Consider the following 14,351-nt stretch of genomic DNA (forward strand, 5'->3'; position numbering starts at 1 on the left):
GATAGAAAGAGTGCTAATGAGGTGAAAAACATGATTACGCCAAGGCAATTGAAGATTTTAACTGCAATTGTTGAAGATTATGTTGACTTAGGACAACCTATTGGTTCTAACACATTAATTCAAAGGCACAATGTTGATGTCAGTCCTGCGACGATTCGTAATGATATGAAGACATTAGAAGAAAAATTACTGATTACTAAAACACATTTTTCTTCTGGTAGAATCCCATCAGAAGCAGGATTTAGACTGTACGCCAATCATTTGTTAGAACAACCCTACAATTTTGAAATGCAAGGTGGTCTTGATTTACATCAAATGTTAGTGAATCACCATTATGATTTATCATCGACATTAGACACCTTTGCGAAAGTGTTTTCAAATCAAGCACATTATACCACTCTTGTAATAGGACCTGATCATTCAAAGGCCTCTATACTGGATGTGCATTTGATGAAGTTAAATCCATACCATTTAATCGTAGTGATGATTGATGAAATAGGACATGTGAAACATTTGCATGTGACAAGTGATCAAGCGTATAAAGATGATTCAATCATTAAAGTCTCTAACTATCTGTCAGAGCATGTCAGTCAGTTTATTGACGACGACAAAGCACAAACTATAGAAATGTATCGGATGTTAGGATTTAATTTGCAAGAAACAGAGTTGATCATTCGCATTGTTCATTTACTACAACAATATCGTAACAATCAATCTACACGTGTTTATTTAGGTGGTAAACATCAACTCATCGAAGGATTAAACGAGTCAACTGTGGCGTCCATTCAACCTATATTAAAATATATTGAGTCCGATCGTATTGCTGATGTGATTCATGATATGTCTGACCAATTGATTAATGTACGTATTGGGACTGAGATTGAACAAAATTTACACGGCATTGCAATACTTAGCCGTTCTTATCAAATAGACAAAGATTTAACAGGTCATATTGCTGTTATCGGTCCTACTGCGATGCATTATCATAATGTGATACAATTGTTAAGTCGGATTTCATAACGAAGTGATACGAAATGTTTAAACGTAATGGAGGTTTGAAAATGTCAGAGGAAAAAGACATGCGTAAGGACGAAGAAATCAAAGAAACTGAGTCACAAGAAACAACAGAAACTTCAGAGCCAGAAGTGGATACTGAAGAAGTTGCAGTAGAACAAGACTCTGAAAATAATGAAAATGATGAAGCGCAAGATCCAAAAGATGAAGAGATCGCTTCTTTAAAAGCTGAAGTTGATGCAAAAGAAGAACAATATTTGCGTTTATATGCAGAATTTGAAAATTATAAAAGACGTATTCAAAATGAAGCCCAAACTCAAAAGAAATATCAAGCACAAAAAGTACTCACAGATGTGTTACCAGCACTTGATAATTTTGAACGTGCTTTAAAAATCGAAGGCGACGATGAATCATTCAATTCACTAAAAAAAGGTGTAGAAATGGTTTACGACAGTCTTTTAAAAGCACTTGAAGATAACGGATTAGAAAAAATCAAAACTGAAGGTGAACAGTTTGATCCGAACTTCCATCAAGCAGTCATGCAAGATGAAAACCCGGATTTTGAATCTGGACAAATTACTGAAGAGCTTCAGGCTGGCTATCAATTGAAAGATAGAGTCTTACGTGCTTCAATGGTAAAAGTAAATCAATAATTTTGACGAAGAAAACCATTTATGTAAAAATAATTATGTTTGAAAATTAGGAGGAATTTGACTATGAGTAAAGTAATTGGAATTGACTTAGGTACTACAAACTCTTGCGTATCAGTATTAGAAGGTGACGAACCTAAAGTTATTCAAAATCCTGAAGGTGCTAGAACAACACCATCTGTCGTTGCATTTAAAAATGGTGAAACACAAGTGGGTGAAGTTGCGAAACGTCAAGCAATCACAAACCCTAATACAATCCAATCTATTAAACGTTATATGGGTACAGACCATAAAGAAAATATTGAAGGTAAATCTTACACACCACAAGAAATTTCTGCGATGATTTTACAAAACTTAAAAAGCACTGCAGAAAGCTACTTAGGTGAAAAAGTTGAAAAAGCGGTCATTACAGTTCCAGCTTACTTCAATGATGCAGAACGTCAAGCGACTAAAGATGCTGGTAAAATTGCTGGTCTTGAAGTTGAACGTATCATCAACGAACCAACAGCTGCTGCTTTAGCATACGGTTTAGACAAAACTGATAAAGATGAAAAAGTACTTGTATTCGACCTTGGTGGTGGTACTTTCGACGTCTCTATCCTTGAATTAGGTGACGGTGTATTTGAAGTATTAGCAACAGCAGGTGACAATAAACTTGGTGGTGACGACTTTGACCAAGTGATTATCGACTACTTAGTACAACAATTCAAATCTGAAAACGGTGTTGACTTATCACAAGATAAAATGGCATTACAACGTTTAAAAGATGCTGCTGAAAAAGCAAAAAAAGATTTATCAGGTGTATCATCAACACAAATTTCATTACCATTCATCTCAGCTGGTGAAGCGGGTCCATTACACCTTGAAACAACTTTAAGCCGTGCGAAATTTGAAGAATTAGCATATGATCTTGTACAAAAAACAATGGGACCTACACGTCAAGCAATGAAAGATGCTGGTCTATCTAACGCTGATATCGATGAAGTCATCTTAGTCGGTGGTTCAACACGTATCCCTGCTGTACAAGAAGCTATCAAAAAAGAAATTGGTAAAGAACCAAACAAAGGTGTAAACCCTGACGAAGTTGTTGCAATGGGTGCTGCAATTCAAGGTGGCGTGATCACTGGTGATGTTAAAGACGTTGTATTATTAGACGTAACACCACTTTCATTAGGTATTGAAATTATGGGTGGTCGTATGAATACGTTAATCGAAAGAAATACGACAATTCCAACATCTAAATCTCAAGTTTACTCAACTGCAGCAGATAACCAACCAGCAGTAGATATTCACGTATTACAAGGTGAACGTCCAATGGCATCTGATAACAAAACATTAGGTCGTTTCCAATTAACTGATATTCCACCAGCACCACGTGGCGTACCACAAATTGAAGTGACTTTTGATATCGATAAAAACGGTATCGTAAATGTAACTGCAAAAGATTTAGGTACGAATAAAGAACAAAATATTACAATCGAATCATCTTCTGCATTATCTGATGAAGAAATCGATCGCATGGTGAAAGATGCCGAACAAAACGCTGAAGCTGACAAAAAACGTCGTGAAGAAGTAGACTTAAGAAACGACGCAGACCAACTTGTATTCCAAGTCGACAAAACATTGAAAGACTTAGGCGACAATGTAAGTGAAGAAGATAAAAAAGAAGCAGAAGCGAAAAAAGACGAATTAAAAACAGCATTAGAAGGCAGCGACATTGAAGATATTAAAGCGAAAAAAGAAGCCTTAGAACAAGTCGTTCAACAATTATCTATGAAAGTTTATGAGCAAGCACAACAAGCTGCACAACAACAAGGTGGCGCAGACGCTTCTCAAAATGATAGTACTGTTGAAGATGCTGAATTTAAAGAAGTTAACGATGACGACAACCAACAAAAATAGGTCATTCGATCAAATAAATTGACTGTAAAAAGTCGCTCAAAGGGGCTAGGACAATCAATCGTCCCAGCCTCTTTTTATTCAAAAAATCAATTCAAAAGGAGAGAGAGCATTGGCAAAACGAGATTATTACGAAGTCCTTGGCGTGTCTAAAAGTGCGAGCAAAGATGAAATCAAAAAAGCCTATCGTAAATTATCGAAAAAATACCATCCAGATATTAATAAAGAAGAAGGTTCGGACGAAAAGTTTAAAGAAATCTCTGAAGCTTATGAAGTATTAAGTGACGAAAATAAACGTGCGCAATACGATCAATTTGGACATAGTGGACCTCAAGGCGGCTTTGGCCAAGGTTTTGGTGGTCAAGACTTTTCTGGATTCGGTGGCGGTGGCTTTGAAGACATCTTTAGTCAATTTTTCGGCGGTGCACAACGTCAACGCGATCCAAATGCGCCACGTCGAGGTGACGATCTTCAATACACAATGACTGTCACTTTTGATGAAGCTGTTTTCGGTACTAAGAAAGAAATTTCTATTCGAAAAGAAGTGACATGTCATACATGTGACGGTGAAGGTGCAAAACCAGGAACTAAAAAGAAAACATGTTCATATTGCCACGGTGCAGGTCATGTCTCTGTCGAACAAAATACGATTTTAGGTCGCGTCAGAACTGAAAAAGTTTGTCCGGAATGTAATGGAACAGGTGAAGAATTTGAAGAACCATGTCCAACTTGTCACGGTAAAGGAACAGAATTAAAAAATGTTAAACTTGAAGTGACTGTGCCTGAAGGTGTCGATAATGATCAACAAATTCGTTTGGCAGGACAAGGTGGACCAGGTGAAAACGGTGGGCCGGCTGGTGATTTATTTGTTATTTTCCGCGTGCAACCATCTGACAAATTCACACGTGAAGGCGATGACATATTATACAATCACAATATTAGCTTTGCACAAGCGGCATTAGGTGACGAAGTAAAAATCCCAACTTTAAAAGGTCATGTGATGCTGACAGTTCCTGAGGGCACACAAACAGGTAAGCAATTTAGACTGAAAGGTAAAGGGATTAAAAATGTTCACGGCTATGGCTATGGAGATTTATTCGTTAATATTCGTGTTCAAACACCAACAAATCTTAATGAGCGCCAACGTGAATTGTTAAAGGAATTTGCTGAAGTATCAGGAGAAACAGTGAACGAACAGCCTTCAAATTTTAAAGATAAAGCACGTCGTTTTTTTAAAGGAGAATAACCCATGAATTGGATTGAACTTTCAGTAACTGTTAACCAAGCAGCAGAATCTATCGCTACTGAAATCCTACAGGAAGCAGGTTCTAACGGTGTTGCGATTGAAGATTCAAATGAAGTTTCTAAAATTCGAGAAGATCGATTTGGCGAAATTTTTGAACTTAACCCAGCTGACTATCCTGAGCAGCATATGATTGTTAAAGCCTATTTTAATGATTTACAATATGATGAAACTTTGAAAAATAGTATTACTGCACAACTACAGGACTCACCTTTGATCGACCCCAATGTATTGGCGATAGAGGAAAAGTTCGTCCAAGAGTCGGATTGGGAAAACGAATGGAAAAATTACTTTCATCCATTTCAAGCATCTGAACGCTTTTTCATTGTACCAAGTTGGGAATCTGTCGAGCGTGATGACACACATCTTTATATCGAGTTGGATCCAGGCATGGCTTTCGGAACTGGTGACCATCCGACAACAAGTATGTGCCTCAAAGCGCTTGAGCAGATTGTCCAACCTCAACATCATGTTATTGATGTCGGTACAGGTTCAGGTATTTTAAGTGTCGCATCATACTTATTAGGCGCGCAATCGATTAAAGCAACGGACTTAGATGAGATGGCTGTCCAAGCGGCTAAAGAAAACTTTGAAAAAAATCATTGTTTAGATGCCATTGAAACCGCAACAGGAAACTTACTGACTGAAGAGCAAGGGCAATATGATGTCGTCATTGCGAACATTTTAGCCCATATTATCGAAAAAATGGTGCAAGATGCATACGATCACTTAAATCCTGACGGTTACTTTATCACTTCTGGTATTATTGAAGAAAAGCGTGAATCGATTCAAACATTAATGGAGGATACAGGCTTCACGATTAAAGAAGTTAAAAATGAAGAAGGTTGGATCTGTATCATTGGTCAGAAGGTGAACTAACATGCAAAGATACTTTTTAAATGAGAACGCTGATACTGCTCAGCGTTTTTTTATCACTGATAGTAATGACATCCATCATATTAAAAGTGTTATGAGACAAGCAGTCGGTGATGAACTGATTATTAACTTTTTAGATGAACAAACTTACCGCTGTAAAATCATTGCTATAGAAGCACAACAAATAACGATAGAGACCGTTGAACGATTAGAATTACAAACGGAACTTCCTGTTAAAATCACTATTTGTAGTGGGTTAATTAAAGGGGATAAATACGAGTGGCTGCTACAAAAAGCAACTGAACTCGGAGCGACATCGTTTATCACAACGCAGATGGATCGCTCTGTCGTTAAATTGAATCAACAAAAAGCGTCCAAAAAAGTTGAACGTTGGCAAAAAATAGTGAAAGAAGCCGCTGAACAGAGCTATCGCCAAGTCATTCCCCAAGTGAAATTTGTCTCGAATTTACAAGAAATATATGATATGATAGGTCAATATGATTGTGTACTTATGGCATATGAAGCGGCGGCTAAAGAAAATGAACGCGCTATGTTTAAACAACAATTACGTCAACTCAACCACGGGGCTCAAGTGTTGTTATTATTTGGTCCAGAAGGTGGCTTTTCAGATGACGAAATTGCACTTTTTGAAAATGTAGCAAACAGCGTAGGGCTAGGACCTCGTATTTTACGAGCTGAAACGGCGCCTCTTTATGCATTAAGTGCCATAAGCTACGAAATAGAATTAATGGGGTGAATCTATGTCTACAGTTGCCTTTCATACATTAGGTTGTAAAGTAAACCATTATGAAACAGAAGCAATTTGGCAGTTATTTAAAGATGCAGAATATAACCGCGTAGATTTCGAACAAAATGCGGATGTATTTGTCATTAATACATGTACAGTAACAAATACGGGTGATAAAAAGAGTCGCCAAATCATTCGTCGTGCGATTCGACAAAATCCTGACGCGGTCATTTGTGTCACAGGCTGTTATGCACAAACATCTTCAGCTGAAATCATGGAAATTCCTGGCGTCGACATTGTTGTAGGTACGCAAGATCGTCATAAATTATTGGATTATATTGATACGTATCAAGATGAACGTCAACCGATTAATGGCGTAAGTAATATTATGAAAAATCGTACATACGAAGAGTTAGATGTGCCTTATTTTACAGACCGCACACGTGCATCTCTTAAAATCCAAGAAGGTTGTAACAACTTTTGTACGTTTTGTATTATTCCTTGGGCACGTGGCTTAATGCGTTCAAGAGACCCACAAAAAGTCATTGAACAAGCAACGCAACTTGTCAACTCAGGCTACAAAGAAATCGTATTAACAGGTATTCATACTGGAGGATACGGTCAGGATTTGAAAGATTACAATTTAGCGCAGTTGTTAAGAGATTTAGAAACTGTGGACGGTTTAGAGCGTATTCGTATTTCTTCAATTGAAGCGAGTCAATTAACAGATGAAGTGATTGAAGTATTACAACAATCAACAAAAGTTGTACGTCATTTGCATATTCCACTTCAATCAGGTTCAGACAGTGTACTCAAACGTATGCGCCGTAAATATTCAATGGCACATTTTTCTGAGCGTATTCAAAAGTTACATGCCGCTTTACCAGGATTGGCAGTAACGAGTGACGTTATCGTTGGTTTTCCAGGAGAGACAGAAGCAGAATTTCAAGAAACGAATGATTTTATCGTTAATCATCATTTCTCTGAATTACACGTCTTTCCATATTCTCCGCGAATTGGTACACCAGCAGCACGAATGGATGATCAAATTGATGAAGAAATCAAAAATGAACGTGTTCATAAATTGATTGAACTCAGTAATCAACTTGCGAAATCGTATGCATCAAAATTTGAAAATGATGTATTAGAGGTGATTCCTGAAGAAAAAGGCTCTAAAGATGGCGTGTTAGTCGGTTATGCAGATAATTATATGAAGATAGAGTTTGCAGGAGATGAATCGTTAATCGGACAAATTTGTAAGGTCAAAGTGACACAAGCAGGTTATCCAATCAACCAAGGTACTTTGTTACGTGTAGTTGAACATGCGACAAACGCTTCAGAAAATGAAAAAGTACTAAGTTAAGCGTATTTTCAGTGCAATACATTGAGTAAATTGTCTGCTTTTCTTTACATTTTTTATTATCACGTCAAAAAGATTCATAATCTCTAAAAAAATGTAAATTTGAAGATTGACCGTGAAAAAGATTTAATTTATACTATTCATTACATGGTTACTTACCGTGTAATGATGAATAAAAGTTTTTTTGATATTTGGAGGGAGGGAAATACAGATGTCTAAAACAGTAGTCCGCAAAAACGAATCATTAGAAGATGCTTTACGTCGTTTTAAACGCTCAGTTTCAAAAAGCGGTACAATTCAAGAAGTTCGTAAACGCGAATTCTATGAAAAACCAAGCGTAAAACGTAAAAAGAAATCTGAAGCTGCGCGTAAACGTAAGTTCAGATAATCATTCATTGTGTTGAACTCCCTCAACATTCAAATGATGATATATAAGAACGCTTACTCGATGATGAGTAAGCGTTCTTTCTAAATTTGACACACTTATACCAACCCTTTTGTTCATTTATTAATCCATAAAACGCTAACCCTTTCCTCAATATCAATTTCCCTTTCCGTATTTTCAGTATGTACTGATATAATCCCTAATCATTTTCCGCGATAATAGTTGATTCGAATTTTAACAAAAACAAATTTAACTAAAATGATTTAACAACTTTCTTGATAACACTACATGATTCTATGTTTTTCATGTATACTACAAGGAAGAGAGTGAGGTGTGTGACCTATTAATGATTTCATACATATGAACCCAGTCATTGGGGAAATAATTGGATCAAATGTTTTCAGTCACCTTGGAGAATGGATCACTTCCCAAACGATTTCGCTAATTTTAACATGTATTGTCTTTCTTGGTTTTTTATATCAACTCTATTCTCGAAAGATTAATTTTGGCGGTATCTTTGCATTTTTCGCTTTACTAATGATCTTTTTAGGTTTTGTCATTCAAGGTAGCTTAACAGTCGTTACAATCATGATTTTCATCATTGGTGTGATTTTAGTTATTATTGAATTGTTCGTGTTTGGTGCAGTGTTGGGCATTATTGGTATGATTTTAATCATCCTAAGCTTTATAACACTTGGCAACGACTTACCAATGATGCTATTCAATGTCGTATTCGCATTAATTTTGACATTAATCGAGTGGGTGATTTTAGTGAAATTTTTTAAAAAGAGTATCTCATTATTTGATAAAGTGGTATTAAAAGATTCAACGAGTAAAGAGTCTGGATATACCTCTCATAATGATCGCTCTCATCTCGTTGATCAAACTGCAGTCACTTACACTGATTTGCGCCCTTCAGGCATTATCATTTTAAATAATGAGCGTATTGATGCTGTTTCTGAAGGTTCATACATTAGTAAAGACACTGAAGTTAAGATTATCGAAGTTGAGGGCACTCGTGTCGTCGTAAGAGAAAATTAAATATAAGGAGCGAACGCAATGTTAACAGGTGGATTAATTACATTTATCGTTATTGCAGTATTAATTGTTGTTGCTTTATTGATTCTATTTTCATTTGTGCCAGTTGGATTATGGATTTCTGCATTAGCTGCTGGTGTAAAAGTAGGTATTGGTACATTAGTAGGGATGCGCTTACGTCGTGTTTCACCGCGTAAAGTCATTGGACCACTCATTAAGGCACATAAAGCGGGCTTACAGTTAACGACTAATCAATTGGAGTCTCACTATTTAGCAGGTGGGAATGTTGATCGTGTTGTTGATGCGAATATCGCTGCGCAACGTGCCGACATTAATTTACCATTTGAACGTGGAGCTGCGATTGATTTAGCTGGCCGTGACGTATTAGAAGCCGTACAAATGTCTGTAAATCCTAAAGTGATCGAAACACCTTTTATTGCAGGTGTTGCAATGAACGGGATTGAAGTAAAAGCAAAAGCACGAATCACTGTACGTGCTAACATTTCACGTTTAGTCGGTGGTGCAGGTGAAGATACCATTATTGCCCGTGTAGGTGAAGGGATTGTCTCAACAATTGGTTCGAGTGAACATCACACGCAAGTTTTAGAAAATCCTGATAATATTTCTAAAACGGTTCTAAGTAAAGGATTAGACTCAGGGACAGCATTTGAGATTTTATCTATTGATATTGCTGACGTTGATATTAGCAAGAATATTGGTGCTGATTTACAAACAGAACAAGCGATTGCAGATAAAAACATTGCACAAGCGAAAGCTGAAGAACGTCGTGCGATGGCCGTTGCGCAAGAACAAGAAATGAAAGCGCGCGTACAAGAAATGCATGCGAAAGTTGTCGAAGCGGAAGCACAAGTCCCACTCGCTTTAGCAGAAGCATTACGTTCTGGTAATATCGGAGTAAAAGATTATTATAATCTAAAAAATATTGAAGCAGATACAGGGATGAGAGAAGCCATTAATAAAAGCACTCAAAACAACAACTCAACACCTGAACAGTAATTGAGGTGATTAGATGAGCATTGGAACGATTATATTTATTATCACCATTGCCATTTCTTTATTTAGTGCAGTTAGTGATAAAAGTCATGAGAAACGCCAAAAACAAAATAAGCCTCAAAATACAAAAGAAAAGGTCGAACCTCAAAAAGGTGGCGGCTTTCTTGAAAAAATGCAACAAAAACTTGAAGAGTTTGAAAAAGAATTTGCAGATTTTGATGAACCAACCGAACCGTCTGAACCACAACCAACACAAAAACCAAACCGTGAAAAGACGGTAAGACCTCAACCTACTCAATACGAAAAACAAGCTGAACCGACAAAGCCGAAAGTAAAAGAAAAGCAAGATCAGTCTACAGAAATGCAACAGATGTTAGATCAACACATGCGTGAACTTGATCAACAACTTGACAAAGAAAGACAAAAGCGAATTGCACGCATTGAAAGACGTGCCAAAAATATCATTCAAGATAGCTATTTATCGAATCGTACAAAGCAATTTAAGTTAAAACAATTGTTGGAAGAAAACAATGCAACGACCATCCAACAAGGTGATTTAACATTTTCCAATAATGAGGTCGTGAATGGTCTGATTTGGTCAGAAGTGTTAAACCGACCAAAGCAATTATAAAACTCTCTTTATTTGAGACAGGAGATGATTTCAGCAGATCAGCTGAGATTGTCGCTTGTCTCATTTATTTTATCTTTTGCTGTTAAAGTGTAACCAAATTTTGTGCTGAGCAGTATGACATTATGGCAAAATGTAAATAGCCATTCTCACTTTAAAATGTTAAAATAGATGTTCTATTAAATGATTAAAATGTTATTTTCTAACACAGTATTTGAATGTGAATGATAAGTATTAAACGGCTTAAACGTGGTATAATATGTATGTAGGATTCACAAAATTTGAAACGTATCACACGTTACATTTTGATACATTGATCAATCATAAACAATATGAGCAAAGGAGTTACTTTATGCCTGAATTGATTCAGATCGACGACATCAACCAAGCACAAGCATTACTAGGGAATAACGATGAACATATTCACCTTGTAGAAGAAGCTTTTGATGTTGTCATTCATGCCAGAGGACAAGAAGTTGCAGTCAAGGGCGAAAGCGTCAAGGCTGTGACAGAAGCTGAATCTGTGCTTATAAACTTATTAAAAGTAATCGAGCAAGGTGCGTCGATTACAGCTAAAGATGTACAAGCTGCAATTAAAATGGCAAAAAATGGACAAATTGAGCATCTCATTGATTTATATGAAGAAGAAATTACAAAAGACGCATTTGGTAAAACGATCCGAGCTAAAACAATGGGACAACGCATGTATATCCATGCGATGAAAAATAACGATTTAGTGTTCGGTATCGGGCCTGCGGGTACAGGCAAAACATTTTTAGCAGTTGTTTTTGCTGCAAAAGCTTTACGTGCAGGACAGGTGAAACGCCTTGTCTTAACACGTCCAGCTGTAGAAGCAGGAGAATCGCTAGGTTTCTTACCAGGGGACTTAAAAGAAAAGGTAGATCCTTATTTACGACCACTTTACGACGGTTTGAATACAGTTTTAGGTGCTGAACAAACGGCACGACTTATTGAACGTGGTGTCATTGAAATCGCACCGCTTGCCTATATGCGTGGGAGAACTTTAGATGATGCCTTTGTGATTTTAGACGAAGCGCAAAATACAACACATGCACAGATGAAGATGTTTTTAACGCGCCTCGGTTTCGGTTCTAAAATGGTCGTCACAGGAGATAAAACACAAATCGATTTACCTCGTGGGGTTAAAAGCGGACTCATTGAAGCCGAACAACGCTTGAAAAATATCAAAGGGCTCGCTATTCAACATTTAGACCAAGCTGATGTGGTGCGTCATCCATTAGTAGGTCAAATCATCAGTAGATATGAGGAGGACTAGTTGATGTTTACAATTGATTTTAGTGATCATACCGATCAAGTGAAAGACGACTGGTACACACAGATTCGAGAGGTATTAGAATTTGCTAAAACTGAAGAAGGCATTGAAGAAGACGCCGAACTTTCTGTCACATTTGTTGATAAAGCTGAGATACAAGAGATCAATCGTGATTACCGTCAAAAAGATAAAGTCACAGATGTGATTTCATTTGCTTTTGAAGAAGACGAAGATATTTTTGAAGGCATGGATGTGCCACGTGTGTTAGGGGACATTATTATTTGTACTGATGTTGCAGCAGAGCAGGCAGAACAATACGGCCATTCTTTTGAACGCGAACTCGGCTTTTTGGCACTTCATGGCTTTCTACATTTGTTAGGTTATGATCATATGACAGAAGAAGATGAAAAAGTCATGTTTGGGCGTCAAAAAGACATTTTAAATCGATATGGATTGACGAGAGATTAATGTTAGATCGTTTTAAATATGCCCTTCAAGGCGGTCGTACGATCTTAACAAAGGATCGAAACTTTTTATATCATCTGATGACTGCACTCGTGGTTTTCATTTTAGGATGGGTGTTCTCATTAAGTGCAATAGAATGGCTCTTCATCATTTTAGCAATATTTCTTGTTATCATAACGGAAGCGATTAATACTGCAATCGAATATGCTGTGGATTTAGCAACTCAAGATTTTCACGTATTAGCGAAGCATGCTAAAGATGTGGCAGCATTGAGTGTTTTACTTGCATCGCTCTTTGCGTTTATTGTTGGATGTATCATTTTTATACCGAAATGCGTTTCAATTTTATAAGAGGAGAAGATTAATATGGGCTATACAGAAAAACACTACACAGAAGTTAGAAAAGCACAACAAAAAGCTTATGCACCATACAGTCAATTCAAAGTTGGCGCATACCTAATCACGAAAGATGGTCAAACATTTCATGGCGCTAATGTCGAAAACGCAGCTTATCCATCATCTATTTGTGCAGAACGTTCCGCATTAGTGGCTGCAATTTCACAAGGGTATCGTCCAGGTGATTTTGAATCCATCACAATTACAGTGGATAGTCCTGAGCTTGCATCACCATGCGGTCCATGTCGCCAGGTGATTAAAGAACTATGTGATGACGATATGCCTGTTTATATGACGAATCAAACTGGTGAAATGCGTGAAGCGACTGTAGCCGAACTCTTACCATATGGATTTTCAGGAAAGGATTTAGATTTATGAGTGAATATAAGTCAGGATTTGTGACAATTATCGGACGACCAAACGTAGGAAAATCGACATTTGTTAATCGTGTCATTGGTCACAAAATCGCGATTATGTCTGATAAAGCGCAAACGACTCGAAATAAAATACAAGGTGTGATGACGCAATCAGATGCACAGATTGTCTTTTTAGATACACCAGGTATTCATAAACCAAAACATAAGTTAGGCGATTATATGATGAAAGTTGCTAAAAATACGCTTTCTGAAATCGATGCGGTGATGTTTATGGTCAATGTCAACGAGGAGATTGGTCGCGGTGATGAATACATTATGGAAATGTTAAAAACGGTTAAAACACCTGTCTTTTTAGTACTGAACAAAATTGATCTAGTGCATCCGGATGCTTTGATGCCAAGAATTGAGCAATACCAAAGTTATATGGATTTTGCAGAAATTATTCCAATCTCTGCTTTAGAAGGCCATAATGTGGATCATTTCATTAATGTTTTAAAATCGTATTTACCTGAGGGTCCGCAATATTATCCAGATGGTCAAATTTCAGATCATCCTGAGCAATTTGTAGTGAGTGAATTGATTCGCGAAAAGATTTTACAAACAACAAGTGAAGAAATCCCACATGCTATCGGTGTAAATGTTGAACGTATGACCCAAGAATCCGAAGATCGTGTGCATATTGAAGCAGTCATATACGTAGAGCGTGATTCACAAAAAGGTATCGTCATAGGTAAAGGCGGTAAAAAGCTCAAAGAAGTCGGCAAACGTGCGCGCATGGACATTGAACATTTATTAGGTTCTAAAGTTTATTTAGATTTATGGGTGAAAGTTCAAAAAGATTGGCGCAATAAATCGAGCTTTATTAAGCAAATGGGCTATGTAGAAGATGAATAATCGTTAATTAG

16 protein-coding genes are annotated in these 14,351 nt (G+C 37.1%); all 16 read left to right on the forward strand.

Going from position 1 to position 14,351, the window contains the following annotated elements:
- The first annotated feature begins 30 nt into the window (after nucleotides 1-30).
- Nucleotides 31-1,020, forward strand: coding sequence for a heat-inducible transcriptional repressor HrcA (gene hrcA, locus CD138_RS09705; protein WP_019168646.1), 990 nt, complete (start codon nucleotides 31-33; stop codon nucleotides 1,018-1,020).
- Nucleotides 1,021-1,034: 14 nt separating this feature from the next.
- A complete protein-coding gene (gene grpE, locus CD138_RS09710) occupies nucleotides 1,035-1,667 on the forward strand; it encodes a nucleotide exchange factor GrpE (RefSeq protein WP_019168647.1) in 633 nt (210 codons plus the stop codon).
- 63 nt (nucleotides 1,668-1,730) lie between these two features.
- A complete protein-coding gene (gene dnaK / locus CD138_RS09715; protein WP_019168648.1) occupies nucleotides 1,731-3,566 on the forward strand; it encodes a molecular chaperone DnaK in 1,836 nt (611 codons plus the stop codon).
- 109 nt (nucleotides 3,567-3,675) lie between these two features.
- Nucleotides 3,676-4,809: a molecular chaperone DnaJ gene (dnaJ, locus tag CD138_RS09720; RefSeq protein WP_019168649.1), complete on the forward strand. Its 1,134-nt coding sequence runs from the start codon at nucleotides 3,676-3,678 to the stop codon at nucleotides 4,807-4,809.
- Nucleotides 4,810-4,812: 3 nt separating this feature from the next.
- Nucleotides 4,813-5,745, forward strand: a complete 933-nt coding sequence (prmA, locus tag CD138_RS09725) for a 50S ribosomal protein L11 methyltransferase (protein ID WP_019168650.1) — start codon at nucleotides 4,813-4,815, stop codon at nucleotides 5,743-5,745.
- Between the two features lies 1 nt (nucleotide 5,746).
- Nucleotides 5,747-6,499, forward strand: coding sequence for a 16S rRNA (uracil(1498)-N(3))-methyltransferase (locus CD138_RS09730; protein WP_019168651.1), 753 nt, complete (start codon nucleotides 5,747-5,749; stop codon nucleotides 6,497-6,499).
- Nucleotides 6,500-6,503: 4 nt separating this feature from the next.
- Nucleotides 6,504-7,853: a tRNA (N(6)-L-threonylcarbamoyladenosine(37)-C(2))-methylthiotransferase MtaB gene (gene mtaB, locus CD138_RS09735; protein ID WP_019168652.1), complete on the forward strand. Its 1,350-nt coding sequence runs from the start codon at nucleotides 6,504-6,506 to the stop codon at nucleotides 7,851-7,853.
- Between the two features lie 208 nt (nucleotides 7,854-8,061).
- A complete protein-coding gene (rpsU, locus tag CD138_RS09740) occupies nucleotides 8,062-8,238 on the forward strand; it encodes a 30S ribosomal protein S21 (RefSeq protein ID WP_002471046.1) in 177 nt (58 codons plus the stop codon).
- Between the two features lie 357 nt (nucleotides 8,239-8,595).
- Nucleotides 8,596-9,276 carry an NfeD family protein gene (locus CD138_RS09745; RefSeq protein WP_019168653.1) on the forward strand — a complete coding sequence of 227 codons (681 nt, stop codon included), beginning with the start codon at nucleotides 8,596-8,598 and terminating at the stop codon, nucleotides 9,274-9,276.
- Between the two features lie 18 nt (nucleotides 9,277-9,294).
- Complete coding sequence (floA, locus tag CD138_RS09750; protein WP_019168654.1) at nucleotides 9,295-10,290, forward strand: flotillin-like protein FloA; 996 nt, start codon at nucleotides 9,295-9,297, stop codon at nucleotides 10,288-10,290.
- 13 nt (nucleotides 10,291-10,303) lie between these two features.
- Nucleotides 10,304-10,918, forward strand: coding sequence for a hypothetical protein (locus CD138_RS09755; RefSeq protein WP_019168655.1), 615 nt, complete (start codon nucleotides 10,304-10,306; stop codon nucleotides 10,916-10,918).
- 349 nt (nucleotides 10,919-11,267) lie between these two features.
- Entirely contained in the window at nucleotides 11,268-12,212 is a 945-nt protein-coding gene (locus tag CD138_RS09760) for a PhoH family protein (protein ID WP_019168656.1), read from the forward strand.
- Between the two features lie 3 nt (nucleotides 12,213-12,215).
- Nucleotides 12,216-12,677, forward strand: a complete 462-nt coding sequence (gene ybeY, locus CD138_RS09765; RefSeq protein WP_019168657.1) for an rRNA maturation RNase YbeY — start codon at nucleotides 12,216-12,218, stop codon at nucleotides 12,675-12,677.
- A complete protein-coding gene (locus CD138_RS09770) occupies nucleotides 12,677-13,024 on the forward strand; it encodes a diacylglycerol kinase family protein (RefSeq protein ID WP_019168658.1) in 348 nt (115 codons plus the stop codon). Before ybeY ends, CD138_RS09770 begins: the two co-directional genes overlap by 1 nt.
- Nucleotides 13,025-13,039: 15 nt before the next feature.
- Nucleotides 13,040-13,447 (forward strand): cytidine deaminase, encoded by a 408-nt coding sequence (cdd, locus tag CD138_RS09775; protein WP_019168659.1) that lies wholly within the window; start codon nucleotides 13,040-13,042, stop codon nucleotides 13,445-13,447.
- A complete protein-coding gene (gene era, locus CD138_RS09780; protein WP_019168660.1) occupies nucleotides 13,444-14,340 on the forward strand; it encodes a GTPase Era in 897 nt (298 codons plus the stop codon). The genes cdd and era overlap by 4 nt, the downstream gene beginning before the upstream one ends.
- The last annotated feature ends 11 nt before the right edge of the window (nucleotides 14,341-14,351 follow it).

This window comes from Staphylococcus intermedius NCTC 11048 (assembly GCF_002902385.1).
GTDB classification, from domain to species: Bacteria; Bacillota; Bacilli; order Staphylococcales; family Staphylococcaceae; genus Staphylococcus; species Staphylococcus intermedius.

What these genes read in the sequence shown, in the direction of transcription:
- hrcA (WP_019168646.1), top strand. Translation starts at nt 31, where the DNA reads ATGATTACGCCAAGGCAATTGAAGATTTTAACTGCAATTGTTGAAGAT.
- grpE (WP_019168647.1), top strand. Translation starts at nt 1,035, where the DNA reads ATGTTTAAACGTAATGGAGGTTTGAAAATGTCAGAGGAAAAAGACATG.
- dnaK (WP_019168648.1), top strand. Translation starts at nt 1,731, where the DNA reads ATGAGTAAAGTAATTGGAATTGACTTAGGTACTACAAACTCTTGCGTA.
- prmA (WP_019168650.1), top strand. Translation starts at nt 4,813, where the DNA reads ATGAATTGGATTGAACTTTCAGTAACTGTTAACCAAGCAGCAGAATCT.
- CD138_RS09730 (WP_019168651.1), top strand. Translation starts at nt 5,747, where the DNA reads ATGCAAAGATACTTTTTAAATGAGAACGCTGATACTGCTCAGCGTTTT.
- mtaB (WP_019168652.1), top strand. Translation starts at nt 6,504, where the DNA reads ATGTCTACAGTTGCCTTTCATACATTAGGTTGTAAAGTAAACCATTAT.
- rpsU (WP_002471046.1), top strand. Translation starts at nt 8,062, where the DNA reads ATGTCTAAAACAGTAGTCCGCAAAAACGAATCATTAGAAGATGCTTTA.
- CD138_RS09745 (WP_019168653.1), top strand. Translation starts at nt 8,596, where the DNA reads ATGAACCCAGTCATTGGGGAAATAATTGGATCAAATGTTTTCAGTCAC.
- floA (WP_019168654.1), top strand. Translation starts at nt 9,295, where the DNA reads ATGTTAACAGGTGGATTAATTACATTTATCGTTATTGCAGTATTAATT.
- CD138_RS09755 (WP_019168655.1), top strand. Translation starts at nt 10,304, where the DNA reads ATGAGCATTGGAACGATTATATTTATTATCACCATTGCCATTTCTTTA.
- CD138_RS09760 (WP_019168656.1), top strand. Translation starts at nt 11,268, where the DNA reads ATGCCTGAATTGATTCAGATCGACGACATCAACCAAGCACAAGCATTA.
- ybeY (WP_019168657.1), top strand. Translation starts at nt 12,216, where the DNA reads ATGTTTACAATTGATTTTAGTGATCATACCGATCAAGTGAAAGACGAC.
- CD138_RS09770 (WP_019168658.1), top strand. Translation starts at nt 12,677, where the DNA reads ATGTTAGATCGTTTTAAATATGCCCTTCAAGGCGGTCGTACGATCTTA.
- cdd (WP_019168659.1), top strand. Translation starts at nt 13,040, where the DNA reads ATGGGCTATACAGAAAAACACTACACAGAAGTTAGAAAAGCACAACAA.
- era (WP_019168660.1), top strand. Translation starts at nt 13,444, where the DNA reads ATGAGTGAATATAAGTCAGGATTTGTGACAATTATCGGACGACCAAAC.